Annotated in this window: 18 protein-coding genes; 10 read left to right on the top strand and 8 right to left on the bottom strand. The window is 73.8% G+C overall.

Annotated elements, in window-relative coordinates:
• Positions 1–240: 240 nt before the first annotated feature.
• From AC07DA_RS03485 to AC07DA_RS03475, 3 genes are read left to right on the top strand one after another with little or no spacing between them, the layout of a single operon-like run.
• Positions 241–1,845 carry a PP2C family protein-serine/threonine phosphatase gene (locus AC07DA_RS03485; RefSeq protein WP_479124194.1) on the top strand — a complete coding sequence of 535 codons (1,605 nt, stop codon included), beginning with the start codon at positions 241–243 and terminating at the stop codon, positions 1,843–1,845.
• Between the two features lie 11 nt (positions 1,846–1,856).
• Positions 1,857–2,930 (top strand): cobalamin B12-binding domain-containing protein, encoded by a 1,074-nt coding sequence (locus AC07DA_RS03480; protein ID WP_479124192.1) that lies wholly within the window; start codon positions 1,857–1,859, stop codon positions 2,928–2,930.
• Complete coding sequence (locus AC07DA_RS03475; RefSeq protein ID WP_479124190.1) at positions 2,927–3,316, top strand: STAS domain-containing protein; 390 nt, start codon at positions 2,927–2,929, stop codon at positions 3,314–3,316. The genes AC07DA_RS03480 and AC07DA_RS03475 overlap by 4 nt, the downstream gene beginning before the upstream one ends.
• Positions 3,317–3,361: 45 nt before the next feature.
• Here the strand turns inward: AC07DA_RS03475 and AC07DA_RS03470 are convergent, their stop codons facing one another.
• The 5 genes from AC07DA_RS03470 to AC07DA_RS03450 all read right to left on the bottom strand — a co-directional run bounded on the left by AC07DA_RS03470 (position 3,362) and on the right by AC07DA_RS03450 (position 8,381).
• A complete protein-coding gene (locus AC07DA_RS03470; RefSeq protein WP_479124188.1) occupies positions 3,362–4,270 on the bottom strand; it encodes an oxidoreductase in 909 nt (302 codons plus the stop codon).
• A 42-nt stretch (positions 4,271–4,312) separates the two neighbouring features.
• Positions 4,313–5,674, bottom strand: coding sequence for a phosphoinositide-specific phospholipase C-related protein (locus AC07DA_RS03465; RefSeq protein ID WP_479124700.1), 1,362 nt, complete (start codon positions 5,672–5,674; stop codon positions 4,313–4,315).
• A 73-nt stretch (positions 5,675–5,747) separates the two neighbouring features.
• Positions 5,748–6,638, bottom strand: coding sequence for a glycoside hydrolase family 19 protein (locus tag AC07DA_RS03460; RefSeq protein WP_479124186.1), 891 nt, complete (start codon positions 6,636–6,638; stop codon positions 5,748–5,750).
• A 202-nt stretch (positions 6,639–6,840) separates the two neighbouring features.
• The gene (locus tag AC07DA_RS03455; RefSeq protein WP_479124185.1) at positions 6,841–8,031 is read right to left on the bottom strand and encodes an RNA polymerase sigma factor; all 1,191 of its coding nucleotides are present in this window, start codon (positions 8,029–8,031) and stop codon (positions 6,841–6,843) included.
• A complete protein-coding gene (locus AC07DA_RS03450; RefSeq protein ID WP_479124183.1) occupies positions 8,031–8,381 on the bottom strand; it encodes a YciI family protein in 351 nt (116 codons plus the stop codon). Before AC07DA_RS03450 ends, AC07DA_RS03455 begins: the two co-directional genes overlap by 1 nt.
• A gap of 108 nt (positions 8,382–8,489) precedes the next feature.
• Here AC07DA_RS03450 and AC07DA_RS03445 point away from each other — a divergent pair, with 108 nt between their 5' ends.
• Entirely contained in the window at positions 8,490–9,560 is a 1,071-nt protein-coding gene (locus tag AC07DA_RS03445; protein WP_479124181.1) for an acyl-CoA dehydrogenase family protein, read from the top strand.
• Positions 9,561–9,744: 184 nt separating this feature from the next.
• Here AC07DA_RS03445 and AC07DA_RS03440 read toward each other — a convergent pair whose 3' ends face one another.
• Positions 9,745–9,924, bottom strand: a complete 180-nt coding sequence (locus AC07DA_RS03440; protein WP_479124180.1) for a hypothetical protein — start codon at positions 9,922–9,924, stop codon at positions 9,745–9,747.
• A gap of 243 nt (positions 9,925–10,167) precedes the next feature.
• Between AC07DA_RS03440 and AC07DA_RS03435 the strand changes: the two genes are divergently transcribed.
• Positions 10,168–10,605 (top strand): SPW repeat protein, encoded by a 438-nt coding sequence (locus tag AC07DA_RS03435; protein WP_479124178.1) that lies wholly within the window; start codon positions 10,168–10,170, stop codon positions 10,603–10,605.
• Positions 10,606–10,835: 230 nt separating this feature from the next.
• Here AC07DA_RS03435 and AC07DA_RS03430 read toward each other — a convergent pair whose 3' ends face one another.
• Positions 10,836–11,612, bottom strand: a complete 777-nt coding sequence (locus tag AC07DA_RS03430; RefSeq protein ID WP_479124176.1) for a GNAT family N-acetyltransferase — start codon at positions 11,610–11,612, stop codon at positions 10,836–10,838.
• Between the two features lie 142 nt (positions 11,613–11,754).
• Here AC07DA_RS03430 and AC07DA_RS03425 point away from each other — a divergent pair, with 142 nt between their 5' ends.
• The 3 genes from AC07DA_RS03425 (at position 11,755) to AC07DA_RS03415 (ending at position 17,435) form a co-directional block, all read left to right on the top strand.
• Positions 11,755–12,240 (top strand): nucleoside deaminase, encoded by a 486-nt coding sequence (locus AC07DA_RS03425; protein WP_479124174.1) that lies wholly within the window; start codon positions 11,755–11,757, stop codon positions 12,238–12,240.
• A gap of 146 nt (positions 12,241–12,386) precedes the next feature.
• Positions 12,387–16,694, top strand: coding sequence for an aminotransferase class I/II-fold pyridoxal phosphate-dependent enzyme (locus tag AC07DA_RS03420; RefSeq protein ID WP_479124172.1), 4,308 nt, complete (start codon positions 12,387–12,389; stop codon positions 16,692–16,694).
• 6 nt (positions 16,695–16,700) lie between these two features.
• Complete coding sequence (locus tag AC07DA_RS03415; RefSeq protein ID WP_479124170.1) at positions 16,701–17,435, top strand: class I SAM-dependent methyltransferase; 735 nt, start codon at positions 16,701–16,703, stop codon at positions 17,433–17,435.
• A 685-nt stretch (positions 17,436–18,120) separates the two neighbouring features.
• Here AC07DA_RS03415 and AC07DA_RS03410 read toward each other — a convergent pair.
• Entirely contained in the window at positions 18,121–18,795 is a 675-nt protein-coding gene (locus tag AC07DA_RS03410; RefSeq protein WP_479124168.1) for a chaplin, read from the bottom strand.
• A 259-nt stretch (positions 18,796–19,054) separates the two neighbouring features.
• Here AC07DA_RS03410 and AC07DA_RS03405 point away from each other — a divergent pair, with 259 nt between their 5' ends.
• Positions 19,055–20,626, top strand: coding sequence for an alpha/beta hydrolase (locus AC07DA_RS03405; protein ID WP_479124166.1), 1,572 nt, complete (start codon positions 19,055–19,057; stop codon positions 20,624–20,626).
• Positions 20,627–20,962: 336 nt separating this feature from the next.
• Positions 20,963–22,372, top strand: a complete 1,410-nt coding sequence (locus tag AC07DA_RS03400) for a PP2C family protein-serine/threonine phosphatase (protein ID WP_479124164.1) — start codon at positions 20,963–20,965, stop codon at positions 22,370–22,372.
• Positions 22,373–22,385: the final 13 nt, after the last annotated feature.

Raw genomic sequence — 22,385 nt, 5'->3', positions numbered from 1 at the left:
GACGCGCCGCCCGAGCCGGCCGTCGGCCGTGACGACGGCCGGATGTGACGAACGTCCGGTGCATATGTGGGGCCTCCCTGGGTGGGTTGCGCCGTGGGCGTGGATGCGGGACGGTTGCCGTCTGCACAGGTTTCCCAGTACAGGAAGGTGGTGGGGTGCGCGGGACGCGTGCCTCCGCTTGTGACCGCTTCCCCCAGTTCCTCCGCCCGCTCACGCAGCGCCGACACCAGGGTCGGCAGCGTGTGGGGCGCTGCCCCCTGCCCCGTGCTGGTCGTCGACCGGCACGGCACCCTCGTGCAGTTGAACGACGCCGCCCGGCTCCTGCTGCCCGACGCGGCGAGCGGGGACCGGCTGCACGAGACGGCGCCCTCCTGGCTGTCGGACGCGCACCGCGACATCGCCGGCGAGCCCCTCGCCACCGGCGCCACTCCGCTGAGCGGCGCCATCAACGACCGGGTCGTGCTGGCCCATCCCACGGCGGCCGACGACGGGGACGTGGTGTGGTGGTTGGTCGACGACACCGACCGCCGCGCAGCCGAGGAGGCCGTGCGCAGCGCGCGGGCGCGGTCGCAGATCCTGGCCGAGGTCTCCTCCACGCTGCTGTCGACACTGAACGTGCCCCGCTGCATGGAGGTCGCCGCGTCCATGGCAGCGCAGCATCTCGCGGAGGCGGCGGTTCTCGTCGCCCCGGCCCAGGGCCGCCGTCACCCGCTGACCTACGCACCGCGCGGCGGGCCCGTCGTCCAGGTCACCCGGCAGATCGACACGCACAGCGTGCCGGGCCTGCCCGAGGCCCTGCAGGGCTTCCCCCCGGTGCCGGCGCGCTGGATCGACCCGTCGGTGCTTCCCGACTGGGCGATCCCAGACGGCTTCACCGGGCCGGTCGGTTCGGTGATCGTCACCCCGTTGCCCGGGCACGGCGTGGCCGCGGGCGCCCTCATCCTGTTGCGCTCCAGCACCGAGCAGGCGTTCAGCGAGGGCGAGGAGGTCTTCGCCCGGCTGTTCGCCGCCCGGGCCGGGGCCGCGCTCTCGGCGGCCCGCCTGTACACCGAGCAGGCCACCATCACCGCCACCCTGATGCACGAGCTGCTGCCGCCCTCCCTGCAACGCGTGCACGGCGTGCAGTACGCCGGCAGCTACCGGGCCGCCAAGGACCACGAGCGGGTCGGCGGCGACTTCTACGACGTCCACCCCGGCTCCGACCCCTCCCGGGAGACCCTGGTGGTCCTCGGCGACGTGGCGGGCAAGGGCCTGGACGCGGCCGTGCTGACCGGCAAGATCCGCAACACCCTGCACGCCCTGCTCCCCCTGGCCGACGACCACCAGAGGGTGCTCGACCTGCTCAACGGAGCACTGCTGAACTCCCGCCACACCCGCTTCGCCACCCTGGTCCTCGCCTCGGTGCGCCGCCGCGCGGGCCGGGCGCAGCTGCGGCTGACCAGCGCGGGCCATCTGCCGCCGCTCGTCGTCCGGGCCGACGGCCGGGTGGAGGAGGTGCCCTCCCGCGGCACCCTCATCGGTGCCCTGCCGACCGTGACCGCGCACACGGAGGAGACGTCCCTGGAGCAGGGGGACACCTGCCTGCTGTACACCGACGGCATCACCGAGGCCCGGGGCGGTCCGCTCGGGGACGAACTGTTCGGTGAGCAGCGGCTGAGGAGGATGCTGGCCGAGTGCGGGGGGCTGCCCGCGGAGGCCGTCGTGGAGCGGGTGCAGATGGTGGCCGCCCAGTGGCTCGGCACGGGACGGCACGACGACATGGCCGTCGTCGCCATCAGCGCGCCGAGGACGGGTGGGCTGTCGGTCGTCGACGGACGCCGGGGCCACGGCCGAAGGGACGGGTGAACGACCCCGCGATGTCAGTGGCACTGCAGAACCGGTTGTGGCGCGCCGTGGCCGGCGGTGACGAGTACGCCGCCGTCGACGTCCTGTCGAAGGCCCTGTCCACGGGACTCGACGAAGAGACGCTGCTTTTGGACGTGATCGCGCCCGTGCAGGAGAGGGTGGGCGCCGAGTGGGCCGCCGATCGCCTCACCGTGGCCCAGGAGCACGCCGCCACCGCCATCAACGAACGCGCGGTCGCCGCCCTCGCCCACCGCGCCCCGGACGGCGCGAGACCGTCCGCCGCGCGGGGCCGGGTGACGGTCGCCTGCATCGACGGCGAATGGCACGCCTTCCCGGCCCGGCTCGTCGCCGAGACGCTGCGGCTGCGCGGGTGGCAGGTCGACTACCTCGGGGCCCAGACGCCCACGCAGCACCTGATCGCGCACCTGCACCGCACCAATCCGGACGCGGTGCTGCTGTCCAGCTCGATCCCCACCCACCTGCCCGCCGCCCACAGCGCCATCACCGCGTGCCAGGCCATCGGCACGCCCGTCATGGCCGGCGGCCGCGCCTTCGGCCCCGACGGGCGCCACGCCCGCGCCCTGGGCGCCGACCGGTGGGAGGCCGACGCCCGGCGGGCGGCCGCCACGCTGCGGGAGGGCATCCCCCGGCCCGCGCCGACCGCGCTCCGCCAGGCCGTGGACGACCTTCCGCACCTGGCCGACCAGGAGTACACGATGGTCGTCCAGAGCCGGGCCCAGCTGGTCAGAGGGACCCTGGCCGGCCTGGAGGACCGCTTCCCGGCCGTGCGGTCCTGCACGGGCGAGCAGCTCGAGCGCACGGCGGAGGACCTCGCCCACATCGTGGACTTCCTCGCGACCGCCCTCTACGTCGACGACACCGAGCTGTTCACCTCGTTCCTGACCTGGACCGCCGACATCCTGGAGGCCCGGCACGTGCCCGCCCGGTCCCTGATCGCCGGACTGGACATCCTCGCCGGGCGGATACGCGACTTCCCCCGTGCCCTCGCCCTGGTCCGCGAGGGCACGGCCGTCCTCCACGACCGCCCCGCCCGTCCTGTCCCCGGCTCCGAGACTCCCGCATGACGAACCTGCCACCGACCCCGTTCACCGTCACCACCCACCGCGAACCGCCCACGCTGACCGTGCGCGTGTCCGGCGAGCTCGACTACGACACCTGCGGCGAGCTCGTCGACGCCGTCGTCCGCGAGCTGTCCGGCACCACGGGGCTGCGGGACGTGCGCCTGGACTTCCGTGACCTGGCCTGGATGGACTCCTCCGGCCTGTCGGCGCTGCTGATGATCCACCGGCACACCAGCGCCGCAGGCACGATTCTGCACCTGGACCACCGGCCCGGGTTCCTGGAACGCGTGCTGGAGCTCACCCATGTCCTGGACCATCTGACCGCGCCCGCGGCCGGTGCCGGGGCGGAACAGCGGGACGACGACGTCACCGAGGCCGGAGCGACCTGACCGCGCGGCTGCGCACCGGCCGGCCCGGACTGCCGCCGCTCCTCGTCATGAGGGCCCGAGCCGCAGCCCGTCGAGCCGTCGCCGTTCCTCGTCGGTGAGGCGGATCGCGCCCGCGGCCACGTTCTCGGCGAGGTGGTCCGGGTTGCCCGTGCCGGGGATGGCCAGTACGTGGGGACCCTGGTGCAGCGTCCAGGCGATGCGGATCTGGGCGGGGCTCGCACCGTGGGTCCGGGCCACGGCGCGGACCTCCTCGTCGTGCGCGGCGGTGGCGCCGTGCTCCCCTGCCTCGCCGGCGACGGCGTAGAACGGCACGAACGCGATGCCCTGCGCACCGCACCGGCGCAGCAGTTCGTCGCCCTCGGGGTCGGGGCGGTCGACGGCGTAGCGGTTCTGGACACAGACGACGGGGGCGATGGCCTGCGCCTCGGCGAGGTGCCGCGCGGTGACGTTGGAGATGCCGAGGTGCCGGATCAGGCCCGCCGCGCGCAGGTCGGCGAGGGCCCCGAAGTGCTCGGCTATCGAGTCGCACGCCGGCATCCGGCGCAGGTTGACCACGTCCAGGTGGTCGCGGCCGAGCTGGCGCAGGTTCTCCTCGACCTGGCCGCGCAGTTCGTCGGGGCGCGCGGAGGTGCCCCACCGACCCGAGTAGGTCCGGTGCGGGCCCACCTTGGTGACGACGACCAGGTCGTCGGGGTAGGGCGACAGGGCGCTGTTGATCAGCTCGTTGGCGCTGCGCAGCGACGAGAAGTAGAAGGCGGCGGTGTCGATGTGGTTGACGCCGAGGTCGATCGCCCGGCGCAGCACGGCGATCGACCGGTCGCGGTCGCTCGGTGTGCCGTGGTGGAAGGCGGCGCTGCCCGTCAGCCGCATCGCGCCCAGGCCGACGCGGTGGACGGGCAGGTCGCCGAGGTTCCAGGTGCCCGCGGCGTCCGCGGTGATCTTGTGGGAGTCCATCGGCGGAGTCTCACACAAGGCGCGGGGGCCGGCGGAGCCGGTTCACGGATACGTGTACGCGTTGAGGGCGGTGACGGCGGAGGCCGGGTCGCCGCGGTCGTAGTGGTCCACGGCGAGGAAGGTGGGCTTCTTGCGGGCGGCGGGCTGGCAGAACCGCCGGGCGCGGTCGGCGAGTTTGCCGTTGTCCGTGGCGGCCGTGCCGGTGAGCGGGACGTCGCGGAAGTGGTTCATGACGAACAGCGGGCGGAAGCCGGGCTCGGTGCGGGTCAGCGGGATGTTGGTGCCGGCGTCGTACCAGCGGCTGTAGCAGGACCAGTCGGAGGATCCGATGCCCGGACCCATGGACCAGTGGTTCTCGACGGTCCACTCGCGCTGGTACATGACGCCGAAGCTGTCCCGGGTCAGACCGGCGGCCTGGTCGGCGGAGCGGCTGTGGTCGGTGAAGACCAGCAGCCGGTCGTTGGCGGCGATCAGTTCGGCCATCGTCGGCCAGCCGTTGCGCCGGACGCCGGTGAGGTCGGGCCGGTAGAGCACGTCCGCCAGGCCGTCGACGCGGGCGAGTTCGGCGCGCAGGACGCCCGGGTCGACGTAGTCCTCCAGGAAGACGGTGACGAACTGGTCGGGGTGGGCCTCGAGGAAGTCGACCATGCGCTGGAGGTCGACCCACAGGGCGACGGGCCTGCTGACGAGGGTGCAGCTGTTGTGGCAGAGGATCGCGCCGTCCGGGGTCTGGTGGATGTCCAGCATGAACCCGCGGACCCCGTCGGCGAGTTGGCGCGCGATGCCGCGGGTCTGGTTGGGCGCGAGGTTGACGAAGGGCGGGGCGAAACCGCCGTCGGCGCCGTTGGCGTACGCGTTGTGGGTGGTGAGGAAGGTGACCTGGTCCAGGGTGCGCCGGTCCTGCGGTGGCATGGGGGCGGTGGCGGGGCTGACCGGGGTGAGGTACCAGGCGGCGAGGTCGCCCGCACCGCCGAGGGCCAGCCGCGCCGGGTAGTTGGCGCCGGGCGGCTTGGGGGCGACGGTGAGGTGGCGCGTGGTGCCCGGGGCCTTGAGGGTGTACCGGTCGGCTCCGACGGCGGTGATCTCCCAGGCGGCGTCGGCGCCGCCGCAGGCGACGGTCGCGGCCTGGTCGCCGCCGCGGCCGAGACAGCTGCCCGGCGCGTCGGTGTTCTCCAGCAGGTACGTGGACCCGTTCGGCTTGAGCTGCCACTGCTGGTGGTCCTCGTTGCCGCGGGGTCTGTGCTGCTCGACCGCGCCACCGGCGTCGGCCGCGTTGAGCCCGGTCGTGGCGCTCTGGACGTAGTACGCGCCCGGGGCCGGTACGGCGGCGGCAGCCGGCTGGGGCGCCACGACCGCGGCGGCGAGCGCCGCGGTCGTGGCGAGCAGGGCGTGGGGGGTGCGCAGGCGCATGGGTGATGCCCTCCCGTCAGGTCAGGTGCATGACATCACGCATGACACCACGCCCGGTGGTCCGGCGTCAGCAGTAGAGGTTGCCGCCGGGTGACACCCCGAGGATCTGCGTGAACCGCTGGTAGTTGTTCACACGGCTCTGCACCTGCGCCGGGTTCTTCCCGTCGCACTCCAGGGAGCCGTTGATGCTGCGGATGGTCTGGCCGAACCCGGCGCCGTTCACCATCGCGTTGTGCGGGGTCATGCTGCCCGGGCCGGTCTGGGTGTTCCAGTACCACAGGGCCGTCTTCCAGGCGACGGCCGAGTCGTTCTGCACCAGCCACGGGTTGTTCAGCAGGTCGATGCCGAGCGCGTCGCCCGCGGCCTTGTAGTTGAAGTTCCAGCTCAGCTGGATCGGGCCGCGCCCGTAGTAGGCGGCCTGGCCGGCCGGGCACCCGTACGGCCTGCTCCAGTCGCAGTAGTGCGGGTAGTTGGCGGTGTTCTGCTCCACCACGTGCACCAGACCGCCGGTCTCGTGGCTCACGTTGGCGAGGAAGGCGGCGGCCTCCTGCTTCTTCACCGTGTCGCTGCCGGTGTTGGCGAAGCCGGGGTAGGCGCTCAGGGCCGCGGTGAGGCCGCTGTAGGTGTAGAACGGATTCCGGTTCGGGAACATCTGGTTGAACTGCGCCTCGGACACGACGAAGCGCGCGTCGGGCGTGCCCGGCCCGCTGTCGCAGGCGTACGGCTCCCAGTACCAGGTGCTGATGACCGGGTCGTAGCCCGGGTTGGCGTGCTCGGCGATGTAGGCCTTGCCGTCGGTGTAGCGGACGATGTCACCGGCGTTGTACGACTTCCCTGCCACCCAGTTGGGGTAGCTGGAGCAGGAGGCGGCGACGGCGTTCGAGGCCGGCAGCAGCACCGGTGCGGTGCCCGCGAGGGCGAGTGCGGCCAGGACGGCGGAGACACGGCGTCTCGACACGGGATCAACTCCTTTGTGCGACACGGCCGCTCCCGGCCGGGGCTGGGCGGAGCAGAGCCCGCGCCGCACACACCGGCGGACCGGTCACGGCGTGGGCGCGGCCGTGGTGGGGGGTTGTGGAGGCACACTCAACCGCATTGGTATGTACCAGTCAAGGGTGTAGACCAGTCAGTGACGTGACGAGCTTTCAGCCCCCCGGCGGTCAGGTCCCCGCGGTCAGGTTCCTGCGACGGCCGAGGAAGGCGCGCTCCGCCGGGCTCTGCGCGAGCCCGATCGCCGTCTCGTACGCCCGCACGGCCTCGGCGGAGCGGCCCAGGCGGCGCAGCAGGTCGGCGCGAACGGCGTGGTAGACGTGGTAGCCGTCCAGGCCGAGGGCGTCCACCAGGGCCAGGGCCGTGTCCGGACCCTCGGTCTCGGCCACGGCGACGGCCCGGTTCAGCGCCACCACCGGACTCGGGGCGACGGCCATGAGCTGGTCGTACAGCTGCCGGATCTGTCCCCAGTCGGTCGCGTCGGCCGTCGGGGCGTCACTGTGGACGGCCTGGATCGCGGCCTGGATCTGGTAGGGCCCGGGCCGGCCGCGGCGCAGGCAGCGGCGGACGAGGTCCTGCCCCTCCCGGATCAAGTCGCGGTCCCAGCCGGCCCGGTCCTGCTCGGGAAGCGGCACCAGTTCGCCCCTCTCGTTCTCACGGGCGTCCCGGCGTGACTCGACCAGCAGCATCAGCGCGAGCAGGCCCGTCACTTCGGGTTCGTCGGGCATCAGGTCCGCCAGCAGCCGGCCGAGCCGCACGGCCTCGGCGCACAGCCCGGGCTCACCCTCGTATCCCTGGTTGAAGATCAGGTAGACGACGGCCAGGACCGCGCCGAGCCGGTCGGGCAGATCGGCGTCGCGGGGGACCCGGTACGGGATGCCCGCGTCGCGGATCTTCGCCTTGGCCCGGACGATGCGCTGGGCCATCGTGGACTCGGGCACGAGGAACGCCCGGGCGATCTGGCCGGTGGTGAGCCCGCCGAGCAGGCGCAGGGTCAGGGCGACCCGGGCGTGCGGGGCGAGCGCGGGGTGGCAGCAGGTGAAGATCAGACGCAGCCGGTCGTCGCGCACGGGGCCCTCCTCGGCCGGTGCGTCGGGGGCGTGCAGCAGGGCGGCCTCGGCGTGCCGGGCGGCGCGGGAGGACTCGCGGCGCAGCCGGTCGACGGCCCGGTTCCGGGCGGTGGTGATGATCCACCCGGCCGGACTCGGCGGGACGCCCGTCTCCGGCCAGCGCCGCACGGCCGTGGTGAAGGCGTCCTGGACCGCTTCCTCGGCGAGGTCGATGTCGCCGAGGAAGCGGACCAGGACGGCGACCGCGCGGCCGTACTCCGCGCGGAACACCGCCTCCACGTCCACGCTCATCAGTCGGCGTCCCCCATGAAGGGGCGCACCTCGATCGGCAGAGTGGTGGCCAGGGCTGCCTTGCGCCCCCACTCCAGGGCGGCGTCCAGATCGGGCGCCTTCACCAGGCAGATGCCGCCGAGCATCTCCTTGCCCTCGGCGTACGGGCCGTCGGTGATCAGCACCTCGCCGTCGCCGGGCCGCAGCACGGTGGAGGACTCCGGGCCGTGCAGCCCTCCGGCGAAGACCCAGGCGCCCGCCTCGCGCAGCTCGCGGTGGAAGGCGTCGAGCCTCTCGCCGATCTCCTCCAGGACCTCCGGGGCGGGCGTCCCGCCGACCGGCTGCATCACGCTGAGCAGGTAGTACTTCATGGCGGCCTCCTCGGCCTCTCGGTGTTCCGGGTGTCCCCCGCACCTCCTACACGAACGACACACCCCCGGATCGACACCCCGCGCCGGGCGACCGCGAGAATTCCCCCCATGACCACCACAGCCCACCCCCTGGTGACCGCCGCACGGCGACTGGCACGCGATCTCCTCGTTCCGCGGGCCGAGCGCGTCGACCGGGAGATGGTGCCGGCGAGTCACGTCGAGGCGATCAGGCGCGCGGGGCTGCTGGGGGTGGGCGCGCCCCGGGAGTACGGCGGGGCGGACGCGCCCGTGGCCGTGGCCCGGGAGACCGCGGAGATCCTGGCCGGGGCGTGCTGCTCCACCTGGTTCGTGCAGACCCAGCACCACACGCCGGTGAAGCTGATCGCCGCCTGCGACTCTCCGGTGCGGGAGAGGCTCCTGCGGCCGCTGGCGACGGGCGAGCTGATGGCCGGCATCGCGTTCGCCCACGTCCGTGCCTTCCCGCGGGTGCCCGTGCGGGCGGTGTCCGAGCGGGGCGGCTGGCGCTTCGACGGGCGGGTGCCCTGGTACACGGGCTGGGGCCTGAACGACGTGATGCTGCTGGCCGGGGTGACGGACGCGGCCGAGGTGGTGTTCGTCGTGGCCGACGCCCGGGAGCAGCCCGGGCTGACCCCGTCGGAGCCGCTGCGGCTGGCCGCCCCGACCGCCGCCCGTACGGTCTCCCTGGACCTGGACGGCCTGTGGGTGCCGGAGGAGTCGGTGGTGCTGCGCGTACCGCGGGAGGAGTTCGCCCGGGTCGACCTGCCGCGGGCCGCCAACGCCAGTCCGGCCGTGTTCGGTGTGGCCGAGGCGGCGCTGGAGCTGGTGGCCCGGTCCCCGGAGGGCACGGAGACGGCCCGGGTGCTGCGGGAGCGACTGGAGGCGGTCCGGCGGGAGTCCTACGAGCTGGCCGATCACCCGGCCCCCCACGAGTGCGTGCCGCAACGGCTCGCCGCGAGGACACGGGCGTACGACGTGATGCGGGCGGCCACGACGGCGGCGATCGTCGCCGGGGGCGGCCGCGCCATGGCCCTGGACAGCCGGGCCCAACGGCTGGCCCGGGAGGGAATGTTCCTGCTGGTGCAGGGCCAGACGCCCGAGGCGCGCCGGACGCACCTCGGCCGGCTGGCGTCCGGCTCGGGCGAGCCCGGGCAGGGGTGACGACTCGTCCGTGCGGGCCGGCCTCCTCCCGCCGCAGGCTCCGCCTGGACGACGTCGAGGGGAGCGACGGCTCAGGCCGCCGGTCCCCGTCGATGCCGAAGGTCAGCCGGTGCGCGCGCCGGGCGGTCGGTCCCGGGTGCCTCGTGGTCGTGCCGCGGCTGCGCCGCCCGCGCTCGCGTGCGGTTCAGTTCCCGTCGTCGGCCGGAACCACCACGAGGAAGGCGTCGGACTCCAGGTCCATCACGACGGTGGCGGGTTCGCCCTCGGCGCGGCGGCGCGCCGCGTACTCCTCGGCGGGCCACGATCCGCGCGGCGACCCCGCCGGGAACCGCTCCAACACCTTCGCACTGATGGCCGCAGTCACGTCCGCTGCCCTCCCCTGTCCTGCGCCGCCCGCCGGGCGGCGGCGATCGGTCACTGTCGTACACATCCGGTTGCCCCCGATCCGCCCGGACATGTACCGGCCGTCGCGCCGCGGTGACGACGGCCTCCACCCATGGACGACCCCTACACATAAAGGGGAGATAAGAGCAGAATGAGGCTTACGTGACGATTACCGCGCATGTCCCCGGACGCGGTCGTCCTGCATGACGTAAGGAGACGAGTCATGGCCAACGTCTCGCCCACCAGAGGTGACATAACCAGCCATCCAGATGCCTCCGAAATGCGGGCCAGGTACGCCCGGATGCTCGGCGGCCGTGATGTGGCGCTCGTGGACGGACCGGTCTTCCTGCTCGGTCTGTACTGCGCCGCCTCCCCCTGGATCGTCCACTACACGACCAGTCAGCCCCCGCTCGTGACCCACAACCTGATCATGGGCATCGCGATCGGCCTGCTGGCCCTCGGGTTCACTCGCGCTCCGGAGCGGATGTACGGCCTGAGCTGGGCCATGTGCGCCCTCGGGGTGTGGATGATCATCTCGCCGTGGATCGTCGGCGACAGCCCGGACGCCGGTGTCGTGTGGAACAACATCGTCATCGGCGCGCTGGCCGTGATCCTCGGTCTGGTGTGCGCCGGCACGGCGGCCAAGGCATCGCGACCGTAGCCCCCGGAAGCCGAGGCCGGCCCGGGCCCCGGACCGGCCCTTTCGCGTACCGGCTCGGCACGCGCCGCGGCGGTCGGCGCCGATGGTGTCGAGTGCGTCGAGGACGCCGTGGGCCTCGGCCGGGCCCGGTCGGCGATCCGGACCGGCCCCGTCGCCCGTCGGGCCCCGCCGCCCTCGGTCCCGCGGCGCCGGGCCGCTCCGGGGCCCGCGCCGAGGTGACGGCGCGCCGGCTACGGCGTGTACACGTACGGCGTCGTGGAGGTCAGCGGCGTGAAGCCCAGGCGTTCCAGGATGGGGCGGCTCCGGCTGGAGGCGTCGACCTGGAGGCAGTCGTGGCCGCGGGCCGCGGCGGCGCGGGCCCGGTGCGCCACGAGGGCGCGGTAGACGCCGCGGCCCCGCCACGCCTCGACGGTGCCACCGCCCCACAGGCCGGCGAAGCGCGTGCCGGGCACCAGCTCCATGCGGGCGGCGCTGACCGGTTCGTCCCCGGCCATCGCCACGACGGCGAAGACGGTGTCGGGGCCGGCGGCCAGCCGGGCGAGCAGCTGGTGGCGCAGCCGCGAGCTGTCCGCGCCGAACGCCTGCTCGTGCACGTCGGCCACGAGCCCGACGCCGTGCGCGTCGGTGACCGGGACGAAGCGCACACCCGGTGGCGGTTCGGCGTCGAGGGTCAGGGCGGAGGTCTCGCCGATCATCAGCGTCTCCTCCGGTTCGGGCGTGAAACCGGCCGCGCGCAGCCGTCGGCCGAGGTCCGCCGGGCGGTCGTGGCCGTACAGCTTCCACTCGAACTCCAGGCCCAGACCGGTGTAGTGGCCGATCTGCCCGGCGATCGCCGCGTCGGCGGTGTCCTCGTCGAGGGCGGACCACAGCACGCCGTTCCACTCCTCGGGGGCGGCGGTCTGGCGGACGACACCGCCGGTGCGCTCGACACGGGCTCCGGGGCCGTCCGGGCGCGCTCCCTCGCGCAGGTCACGGTCGAACAGGGCGAGCAGCGCAGTGTGATCCATGCGGGTCATCCCAGCACCGGCGAGGTGCCCGGGCAACGCGTTTTCGGCGAGCTCCCGGTGGGCGCCCGGGCCGTCGCTTCCGCCGCGCGGTCCGGCGCCCTAGGGTCCTGGTGATCGCGTCGCACGTGAGGAGTCACGTCCCATGGTCGTCCAGGACACGGAACTGCCGTATCTGCGCCGCTGCGTGGAGCTCGCGGCCGAGGCGCTCGACGCCGGGGACGAGCCGTTCGGCTCGGTCCTGGTCGGCGGGGACGGCACGGTCCTCGGCGAGGACCACAACCGGGTGGCCTCCGGCGACCGCACCCGCCACCCCGAGTTCGAACTCGCCCGCTGGTCCGCCGCCCACCTCACGCCCGGGGAGCGGGCCGCCGCCACGGTCTACACCTCCGGCGAGCACTGCCCGATGTGCGCGGCCGCCCATGCCTGGGTCGGCCTCGGCCGCATCGTCTACGTCGCCTCTTCGGAACAACTCTCTTCGTGGCTCGATGAGTTGGGGGTGCCCGCGCCACCGGTCAGGACACTGCCGGTCCACGAGATCGCGCCGGACGTGGTCGTGGACGGGCCCGTGCCCGAACTCGCGGAGCGGGTGCGGGAACTGCACGTGCGGTTCCACCGCGGACGCGGCTGACGAGGGCGCCCCGGCTCGGGCTCGCGCGGCCCGTCTCCCGGCACTCGACGGGTGCGGCGCCCGAGATGCAGGGCCGCGTGAGCGAACCTACGATCGGATGCACCGGACCAGGTGTACACCCCGGTCCCCCCGATGGGGGGAGGCGCATGTCCCCGCAGGCCACACGGCTGCTCACGTTCGCCTACCTCGCCCTGGTCGCGGCCGTCGCGATCGTGTACATGCTTGTCCCGGTGGTGGCGCCCGCAATGTGGGCCGTCATGGGACTGGCCGGTGTCGTCGCCATCCTGGTCGGCACGCACGTGTACCGGCCCGCCCACCGGTGGCCGTGGTGGGTCCTGGCCGCCGGCCTGCTCACGTTCATCGCCGGCGACACGTACTACTTCGTGCTGGAGGAGTACCTGGGGGCCTCGAATCCGTTCCCGTCCCCGGCCGACGCCTGCTACCTCGCGATGTACCCGCTGTTCGCGATCGGCCTGTCGGGGCTCGTGCGCCACCGGTGGGCCGACCGCGACCTGCCGAGCCTGCTCGACGCGCTGATCGTCACCGCCGGCCTCGCCCTGCCCGTGTGGGTGTACGTGGTGCAACCGCTGACGGTGGTGCAGGGCCTGACCTGGCAGCAGCGGGCCATCAGCATCGCCTATCCCCTCGGCGACATCCTCGTCCTGGCGCTGCTGGCCCGGCTGCTCACCCCCAGCCCGCTCCACGGCTCCAACCGCGCCGTACGCCTGCTGGTCCTCGGCACGGTGACCCTGCTCGCCACCGACATCGCCTACGGGATCCTCCAGTTGAACGACGAGTGGCAGACGGGCAGCCCGCTGGACCTCGGCTGGGTCGCCTTCTACACCGCCTGGGGTCTGGCCGCTCTGCATCCCTCCATGGTCGAGCTGACCGCCTCCGTGCCCCAGCGGGAGTCCCTGCTGCCGCCGCCGCGCCGGCTGGTCGTCCTCGCCGTGGTCACCCTCATCGCGCCGGGGATCCTGCTCTGGGAAGGGCTCAGCGACCAGACCCGGGACGCCGCCGTGATCGCCGGCTTCTCGGGAGTGCTGTTCCTGCTGGTGATCCTGCGGCTGGCGGGAATGGTCGTGGCCCACCGCCGTGCGGTGACGCGTGAACTCGCCCTGCGGCAGGCTGCCGCGTCGCTGGTCTCCGCCTTCCGCCAGGAGGAGGTCGACCAGTCGTGCCGCTCGGCGGTCGACCGGCTGATGGGCCCCGACGTACCGCACCGGACCCTGCTGCTGCCCGCGGAACGGGCCGGCGAACTCGGCGCACGCGGCACCCACCTCGTGAGCCCCGCCGCCCTCGCCCCGGACATCGCGGCCCGGCTGGACGGCCTGTCGTCCGTCCTGGTCTGCCCCATGGCCCAGCCCGACCGGCCGGCCGGAGCCGTGCACGGCGTGCTGCTGGTCGCCGCACCGGAGAGCCGGCTCCGCGAGACCTCGGGCTCGGTGGAGATCCTCGCGTCGCACGCGGGCCTGGCCATGGAGCGGGTCACCCTGCGCCAGGAGGTCGTCCGGCGGGAGAACGAGGCCTACTTCCGCACGCTCGTCCGCAACGCCTCCGACGTCATCCTGATCCTGGAGGACGACGACACCATCCGGTACGCCAGCCCCTCGGCGCACTCCGTGTTCGGCACCGACGACCTCATCGGCGTTCCCCTGCCCGAGCTGGTGGACCCCGGGGACCGGAGGCGGGCCGCGCGCGAACTGGCCACCGTCCGGGAGCGGGGCCCGCGGGCCGGGCACGACCACTGGTGGGTGCGGCGCCGGGACGGACGCGTCGAGGTGGAGGTGCGCTGCAGCGACTTCCGGGACGAGCGCACCGTGTCCGGCCTGGTGGTGACCCTGCGGGACGTCACCGAGCAGCGGCGCCTGGAACAGGAGCTGACGCAGCGGGCCTTCCACGACTCGCTGACCGGCCTGCCCAACCGGACCCTGCTGCTGGAGCGGATCGAACGCGCACTGCTGCGCGGCCGCCGCGAGTTGTCGCTGACGTGTCTGCTCTTCATCGACCTGGACGACTTCAAGCTGGTCAACGACACCATGGGACACCGCGCGGGCGACCAGCTGCTGATCGCGGTCGGCAACCGGCTGACCCGGACGCTGCGCCGCACCGACACCGCGGCCCGGCTCGGCGGCGACGAGTTCGCCGTGCTGATGGAGGACGCCAAGCAGCCCCTCGACGCCGAGCTGCTGGCGGCCCAGGTGATCCAGACGCTCGGCCGGCCGTTCGACCTGGCCGACGAGTCGGTGACGGTGTCGGCGAGCGTCGGGGTCGCCACCGCGCGCGACAGCACCGACGCGGAGGAGCTCCTGGGCCACGCCGACCTGGCGCTCTACGCGGCGAAGGCGGCCGGCAAGCGGCAGTGGCGCCGGTTCCGGCCGCTGCTGCGCAGCCGCGTGGTCGAACGGCACGACCTGCAGTCCCAACTGGCCCGGGCGGTCGCCGACAAGGCGTTCGCGCTGCGCTACCAGCCGGTCGTGGACATCACCGCGGGCGAGGTCGTCGGGTTCGAGGCGCTGGTCCGCTGGCCGCACGGACAGCGGCCACACGTCCCGCCGGACCAGTTCATCAGCCTGGCCGAGGAGACGGGGCACATCGCGCCACTGGGGGCGTGGGTGCTGCAGAACGCGGTCAGCGACATCGCGGACCTGCAGCGCCTGCCGGGTCCCGCCCGTCCGCCCTACGTCAGTGTGAACGTCTCCGCCCGCCAGTTCCGCGACGCCGGGTTCGTCGAGCAGGTCGGCCAGGCGCTCAGCACCCCGGGCCTTGAGCCGGGGTCGCTGCAGCTGGAGCTGACGGAGACGGTGCTGCTGCACCGCGACGACCGGCTCCAGACGGTGCTGCACACCCTGAAGGAACTCGGCGTGCACATCGCGGTCGACGACTTCGGCACCGGCTTCTCGTCGCTGCGGTACCTGCGGGACTTCCCCATCGACGTGCTGAAGATCGACAAGTCGTTCATCGACGACATCGCGCGCGACGCCCAGCAGGTCGCCCTGGTCGAGGGCATCGTGCGGATCGCCGACACGCTGGGTCTGCAGGTGATCGCGGAGGGCATCGAGGACGCCGCGCAGCGGGACCTGCTGGCCGGGATGGGGTGCCGGTTCGGGCAGGGGTTCCTGTTCGCCCGGCCGATGACGGTGGAGCAGACCGCGCGCGTGCTGCGCGAGCCCAGCGCCCGCCCCTTCGCGCCGCGCCGGACCCCCCGGCCGCGGGTCGACACCCCCGCCCGGGGACGGCGCGAGGCACGCTGGGCGGACCTGGAGCACCTGCGCCGCACCAGCCCGATGAGCGACGCGGTCCTCGACGAGGTGCGCGGCCGGCGCATCCGCAGCGGCGATCACTGGCTGATCGACTTCGCCTCCTGCAACTACCTGGGGTTCGACTGGGATCCGGAGGTCGTGGAGTCGGTGGAGCCCGCGGTGCGCCGGTGGGGCACCCACCCCAGCTGGTCGCGGCTGCTGGGCAGTCCGCGGCTGTACCCCGAGATCGAGGAACGGCTCGCCGCGCTGCTGGGCGCGCCGGACACGCTGCTGCTGCCGACGCTGACGCTGGTGCACTCCTCGGTGATCCCGGCGCTGGCGGAGGACGGGCACGTGTTCGTGGAGGCGACCGCGCACCGCACGGTCTACGACGGCGGTGTGGTGGCCCGCGCGCAGGGCGCCACCCTGCACCGCTTCCACGCCGAACGCCTCGACGAGCTGCGGGCCCTGCTGACCGGCGTGGCCAAGGGCACCCCCCGCCTGGTGTGCCTGGACGGCGTCGACAGCATGAGCGGCAACGTCCCCGACCTGCCGGCGCTGGCCGCGGTCTGCCGCGCCGAGGGGGCGACGCTGTACGTCGACGACGCGCACGGCTTCGGCGTGATCGGGGAGCGCGGGCCGGGCGAGACCTGCCCGTACGGCATGCGCGGCAACTGCGTGGTGCGGCACACCGGGGAGGCGTACGACGGGATCGTGCTCGTCGGCGGGTTCTCCAAGGCGTACTCGTCGCTGCTGGCGTTCCTCGCCCTGCCGCCGGAGCTGAAGAACCGGCTGAAGACGGCGGCGGCACCCTACCTGTACTCGGGCCCGTCCCCGACGGCGTCCCTGGCCACGGCGCTGGCGGGGCTGGACGTCAACGAGCGCCGGGGCGATGCCATCCGCGCCGAGCTGTACCGCAAGACGGTGCGGGTACTCGACCACCTGGAGGGCATGGGGGTGTCCACGCTCAACACGGACCGGCTGCCCATCGTGGAGGTGCCGCTGGCGAACCCCGCGGACCTGGACGCGGTGTCGGCGTTCCTGTGGCAGGAGGGCATCTACGTGACGCTGGCCGTCTACCCGCTGGTCCCGCGCGACCGGGTGGGTTTCCGCGTCCAGCTCACGGCGCTCCACTCCGACGGGGACGTCGACCGGCTGAACGCGACGATGACCCGCCTGTCCGAACGGTTCCCACTGCGGATGAAGGGCTAGACGGCCATGACGACGCACAACGACGACGTGGACTGGGACCGCTGGCCGGTCGCGGACTACCTCGCGGAGAACTACCGCGAGGTGCACGCCTCGGACGCGGCCGTCATCGCGCACCACGCGGCGTTCTACCGGGGCCTGCCGGCCGGCGGCATCGCGCGCGCGGTGGAGTTCGGGGCGGGGCCCAACCTGTACCCGCTGATGCTGGCGTCGGCCGTGTGCCGCGGGATCGACGCCGTGGAGGCGAGTGCGAGCAACGTCGCCTACCTCCGGGACCAGATCTGTCACCGTCTCGACGCGAGCTGGCTCCCCTTCCACGCGCTGTGCCGGCGGTTCGATGCGCGGGTGCCGGCGACCCTGGCCGGGGCGCTGGCCCCGGTGAACGTCGTCCACGCCGACGTACGGGCCCTGCCGCCGGGCGGGTACGAGCTGGGCTCCATGCACTTCGTCGCGGAGAGCGTGACGGAGGACTTCGCCGAGTTCGCCGGCTTCTGCCGCGCCTTCGTCCGCGCGGTCGTCCCCGGCGGGTACCTGGTCGCCGCGTTCATGGAGAACATGCCGACCTACCGCATCGGCCCGGCCTCGCGCTGGCCCGGCTGCCCGGTCGACCCGGCGACGGTCACCGAGGTCTTCACACCCCTGACCCGCGACCTGGACATCACCCACGTCGACGCGGACCCGACCCTGCCGGACTACGGCGACTCGGGGATGGTGCTGCTGACGGGGGTGGCGGAGGCGGTCTGACGCCCCGGCCGCACTGCGCTCGGGGCCCCTCCGCTCCGGGCCGCACTGCGCTCGGGGCCCCTCCGCTCCGGGCCGGGCACGCCGGGCCCCCGGAGTCGGGCCGTTCCGTCGCCAGTGGCCGGAGCCCCGCTCCCGCCGCCGGACGGGACGGCCGTGTCACGGAGCCCGGCCGAGGAGCCACGCGTCACAACGGCGTCGGCGACCGCGCCCGTGGTGACGAGCCGGTCCGTCACGGAGCCGCCGCCCGCGGCGAAGCCGCCGTGCGACGCCGCCCCGGCATCCGCCCCGCCAGTCCCGCGGCCGCGCGGCGAGCGCTCCGGCCCCCGCAGGAACCGCGATCGCAACTGAGCCGACGGCAACCGGCCCGCCGGAACCGGCCCGGAAGCGCGAGACGCCACCCACCCGGCACCCACCCCGGGCCCCGCTGTCGCACAGTGAGGGTCCCCGCCCTACGCGAGGCAACCGGCCCGGAAGAGCAAGCCGCCACCCACCCGGCAACCACCCGGGACGCCGCTGTCCACCGTGAGGACCCCGGCCCCACGCGAGGCGGCTGCCCCGCGGGAGGCCTGCCGGAAGCAGCCGGTCGGGGCGGGCAGTCGAGTCGGCCGGTCCGCCGGGAGCCCGTCGCAGGGGCCTGGGGCGGACGCGGTCAGCGGGCGGCCGGGGCGCGTCCGTGCCGCCGCGGTCAGCCGTCCGTTGCCGTGAAGCGCCGCCGCAGCACCACTCCCCCGAGCAGCAGTGCCGCGCTCGCGGCGACGGTCTGGAGCGTGTGGTCCGTGCCCGTGTGCGCGAGGGCGCCCCGGGCCTGCTGCGGCGTGGTGTCGTGCTGCCGGGCCGGCGGCTCGGGAGCCGGCCGCGTGCGTGGCGGGTCGGACGGCGGCTTCGGCGCCGGCTTCACCGGGTCGTGCGGCCGGACCGGGCGGTCGCCGGGCGTGTTCGAGGACTGGTTGCCGGTCGACGGGTTGCCGATGCCGACCACGTCCACCGTGTTGCCGGTGACGTTGACGGGAAGGTCGACCGGCAGCTGGACGCCGTTGCCGGAGACCACGGCGGGCGAATCCTTTCCCCGGCCCTCGGCGACGGCGCCGCCGGAACGGCCCGGCCGCCCGGCCGCGCGGCCGTCCTCGTTCGCGCAGGCGTTGCCCGCGGCGGGGTTCAGCAGTCCCACCACGTTCACGGTGTTGCCGCACACGTTGACGGGGACGTGCACCGGCAGCTGGACGGTGTTGCCGGAGACCACCCCGGGCGAACCGGCCGCGGAGCCGTCCGCCCCGGAACCGGCGTGCGCGGGGACGCTCAGGGCCATCGCGCCCGAGGCGGCGGCGACGGCGATCACACCGTTTCGGGTAACCCGCTTCATAGGGTCCCTGCCTTCCAGACATCGTCGCGGGCACTCACCCGCACGAGGTGCAACGCGCCGCGCCCGGTCCGAGTTATGGCTTATCGGCCTTTCACTCCATCGAGCGGCCCGGTTGTCGAACTAGCGGTAAAGACCTTCGTATGGGCGATGAAACCGCGCAGGATAGGCCACTTCTGCCCGCCCCGCCCGCCCGGAGGCGCGCCCCACGGGGCCCGCTTATCGTGGGCGAGGGCGCCGTGGGGCGCCCCTGGAGGCACCGATGCTGGCCAAGCTGTCCACGCGCCCCCCGCTCCGGCGCTGCGCGGTCGCCGGCGCGGCCGGACTGGTCCTGCTGGGTGCGGGCCTGCCGGCCGCCGACGACCCCCCGCCCGGCCTGGGGCGCTTCTACGACCAGAAGGTGACGTGGTCCGCCTGCGCGGGACCGGACATGCCGAAGGACCTGCAGTGCGGCAAGGTCACCGTCCCGCTCGACTACGGCCGGCCGGAGCGGGGCACGCTCGACCTCGCCGTGGCCCGCTACCGGGCCACCGGAGCCTCCCGGGGCTCGGTGCTGCTCAACTTCGGCGGTCCCGGCGGCCAGGGCGTGGGCCAGCTCGCGCTCGCCGGCAAGGAGTTCATGGACCTGACCGACGGCTACGACGTGGTCTCCTTCGACCCCCGCGGCGTCGGCCGCTCGTCACCGGTCAGCTGCGGCAGCGCCTCCGAGGACGCCATGGCCGCCACCGAAGGCAACGCCGACGTGACCGATGCGAGGGCCGTGCTGGACAAGCTGCGCGAGGCGGCGGCCGAGTGCGCCGAGCACTCCGGCCCGGTCCTGCCTCACATCGGCACGGTGAACGCCGCCCGCGACCTGGACGTCCTGCGCGACGCGCTCGGCGACGGCAAGCTCAACTACCTGGGCTTCTCCTACGGCAGCCGGCTCGGCGCGGTGTACGCGGCGCAGTTCCCGGGGAAGGTCGGCCGGATGGTGCTGGACGGCGTCGACACGCTGACCGAGCCGCTGGCCGAGCAGGGCGTGGTGAGCGCGCGGGGGCAGCAGACCGCGCTGGAGAACTTCCTCACCTGGTGCACGCAGGACATCGCCTGCCCCTTCGGACAGAACGCGCGCGAGGCCCAGGAGCACGTCGTCGAGGTGGTGCAGTCGCTCGACGAGGACCCGGTGCCGACGGAGTTCGGCGAGGCGTTCTCCGGCCAGGACCTCGCCGGTGCCCTCGGGCAGGGCCTCTACAGCCGGGAGCTGTGGCCCTCGCTCCAGCGGGCCGTCGCCCGGCTGCTGGAGGAGGGCGACACGAGCGGCCTGGAGGCCTTCCTGCACGGCGGCTTCACGCTCCCTCCGCCGGGGAGGGCCCACCGCGGCCTCACCGATCCACAGGACGTGCCCCTGGACAACCTGCCGGCGGCGCTGATGGCGATCAACTGCGCCGACGACCCCGACCGCCCCGCCGCCGCGCAGGTCACCCGCGACCTCGGCCGGCTGCGCGCCCGCTACGAGCAGGCGTCCCCGGTCTTCGGCCGGTACCGGCTCACGCAGGTGCTGATGTGCTACGGCCGCCCCAGGGGCACCGACTTCATCCGCGAGGAGGTCAAGGACGTGGACACGCCGCGCATGCTGCTGGTCGGCACCCGGGGCGACCCGGCCACGCCCTACCGCTGGACGGTGGAGACGGCCGAGCGGCTGGGGTCGTCCGCCGTGGTGCTCGACAACCGCGGCGAGGGCCACACCGGCTACGGCTCCTCCCCGTGCGTGCACCGCAAGGTCGACGCCTTCCTGCTGTACGGCACCCTGCCGCCGGACGGCAGCTCCTGCGGCTCCGACCACGACACCGAGTGAGCGGGCCCGGGCCTCGGCCGGGGCGACCTCGGGCCCGGGGCGACCTCGGGTCCGTACCACCGGGAATCCTAGCCTCGAACGCCTGACCGTCGAACGCGTGACGGGGTCGCGGCGCCACCCGACGCGGCGTCAAATGCCCTGTGTACCCTACGACTTGGCACTCCGGGTGACACGCTCCCCAGCTACCTCGGGGTAACTCCGCGAGACGGTGGCATATGCCGGAAGCACCACCGTATCGTGTGGTGCCGAATCCCTTACAGGGCGTCGCGGGCTGTGCGACAGTCGTAGCGGTCCCTCCGTCCGCCTTGGTCGAACCATCCCGCATCGGAGTGCGTCATGCCGTCCCACCTCTCCGCGGACCGCCCCGCCGCCCAGCCGCCCGGACGCGGCTCGGTCGACGCGCTCATATCGCAGGCGCGGCGGCTGAAGGGCGACGTGGACGCGGTGCGCCGCGACGCGGAGGGCGAGGGGTCGGACCACCCGCGCGGACGCTGGCAGCGCGCCCTGTGCGACCTGGCCCTGCACCAGCTCGACGACCTCGACGAGCATCTCGCCCAGCTGCGGGACGGCCCCCTCCCCGCGGCACCGGTTCCGGAACCCGGCCCGCCGGTACCGGGCTCCCTGCTCAGCCGGGTCGGCAGCGCCGAGTGGAACCTCCTGACCGACGAGGCCAGTTGGTCCGGGGAGTTGTACCAGATCCTGGGCCGCGACCCCGCCGCTCCCCCGCTCACCCTCGACGAGCTGCCGTCGCTGGTGCTCGACGAGGACCGGCCCGGGCTGACCGCGATGGTCACCAACTGCCTCGTCGACGCCCGGCCCATCGACGGCGAGTTCCGCATCGCACGCCCCGACGGAGACGTACGGACCGTGCACATGATGGGCGAACCGGTGCTCGACGCCGACGGGAGCACCGCCTCGATGTGGGCCGTGCTGCGCGACGTCAGCGCGCTGCGCCGCAGCCAGCGGGTGGTGAGCGAGACCCGTGACTCGCTCCACCACCAGCGGGAGGCCGCGCGGACCGAGCACCGGCTCGCGGTCGAGCTGCAGGAGGCCGTGCTGCCGCCGTGGCGCGGCTCCCTGCGGCTCCCGCACCGAGGCCCCCGCAGTCTCGACCTCGCGGCCCGCTGCCTGCCGGCGTCCTCGCGCACCCTGATCGGCGGCGACTGGTACGACGCGCTCGAACTGACCGACGGTGACACCCTGCTGAGCGTCGGCGACCTCACCGGGCAGGGCGTCGGCGTCACGTCGAACATGACCATGCTCCTCGGCGCCGTGCGGGGCATGGCGATGGCCGGAGCCCGGCCGGGGCAGCTGATGGCCTGGCTGAACCAGTTACTCGACGCCACCGTGCAACCCGCGCTGGGCAGCGCCGTCTGCTGCCGCTACCGTCCCGAGACCCGCACGCTGGTGTGGGCGCAGGCCGGGCACCCCGCCCCGCTGCTGTTCCGCGACGGGACAGGGCGTGTCCTGGACACCCCGGACGGCGTCCTGCTCGGAGCCACCTCCGGCGCCGTCTACGGACAGGCCGAGGAGCCCCTGCGGGCCGGCGACCTGCTGCTCCTGCACACCGACGGGCTGGTGCCCGGGCACACCGGGACGGCGGCCGCGCAGCTCCTCCTCGGCCTGGCGCCACGCCTGGCCGGGGCCGCCGACGCGGAGGACTGCGTGCGCGTGATCGTCGAGGAGTTCGGCACGAGAGAGCGCGAGGACAACGCCTGCGTGCTCGTCGCCAGGGTCACGTCCTAGGGAGAACTCACGT

It is taken from the genome of Streptomyces sp. NPDC044921, assembly GCF_056432865.1.
The sequence above is the reverse complement of the archived record's forward strand: the minus strand, read 5'-3'. Positions and strand labels throughout refer to the sequence as shown.

Bases quoted from the DNA above. Each gene is read 5' to 3' on its own strand.
- AC07DA_RS03480 (WP_479124192.1), top strand. From the start codon at position 1,857: ATGTCAGTGGCACTGCAGAACCGGTTGTGGCGCGCCGTGGCCGGCGGT.
- AC07DA_RS03475 (WP_479124190.1), top strand. From the start codon at position 2,927: ATGACGAACCTGCCACCGACCCCGTTCACCGTCACCACCCACCGCGAA.
- AC07DA_RS03470 (WP_479124188.1), bottom strand. From the start codon at position 4,270: ATGGACTCCCACAAGATCACCGCGGACGCCGCGGGCACCTGGAACCTC.
- AC07DA_RS03455 (WP_479124185.1), bottom strand. From the start codon at position 8,031: ATGAGCGTGGACGTGGAGGCGGTGTTCCGCGCGGAGTACGGCCGCGCG.
- AC07DA_RS03450 (WP_479124183.1), bottom strand. From the start codon at position 8,381: ATGAAGTACTACCTGCTCAGCGTGATGCAGCCGGTCGGCGGGACGCCC.
- AC07DA_RS03445 (WP_479124181.1), top strand. From the start codon at position 8,490: ATGACCACCACAGCCCACCCCCTGGTGACCGCCGCACGGCGACTGGCA.
- AC07DA_RS03435 (WP_479124178.1), top strand. From the start codon at position 10,168: ATGGCCAACGTCTCGCCCACCAGAGGTGACATAACCAGCCATCCAGAT.
- AC07DA_RS03430 (WP_479124176.1), bottom strand. From the start codon at position 11,612: ATGGATCACACTGCGCTGCTCGCCCTGTTCGACCGTGACCTGCGCGAG.
- AC07DA_RS03425 (WP_479124174.1), top strand. From the start codon at position 11,755: ATGGTCGTCCAGGACACGGAACTGCCGTATCTGCGCCGCTGCGTGGAG.
- AC07DA_RS03420 (WP_479124172.1), top strand. From the start codon at position 12,387: ATGTCCCCGCAGGCCACACGGCTGCTCACGTTCGCCTACCTCGCCCTG.
- AC07DA_RS03415 (WP_479124170.1), top strand. From the start codon at position 16,701: ATGACGACGCACAACGACGACGTGGACTGGGACCGCTGGCCGGTCGCG.
- AC07DA_RS03410 (WP_479124168.1), bottom strand. From the start codon at position 18,795: ATGAAGCGGGTTACCCGAAACGGTGTGATCGCCGTCGCCGCCGCCTCG.
- AC07DA_RS03405 (WP_479124166.1), top strand. From the start codon at position 19,055: ATGCTGGCCAAGCTGTCCACGCGCCCCCCGCTCCGGCGCTGCGCGGTC.
- AC07DA_RS03400 (WP_479124164.1), top strand. From the start codon at position 20,963: ATGCCGTCCCACCTCTCCGCGGACCGCCCCGCCGCCCAGCCGCCCGGA.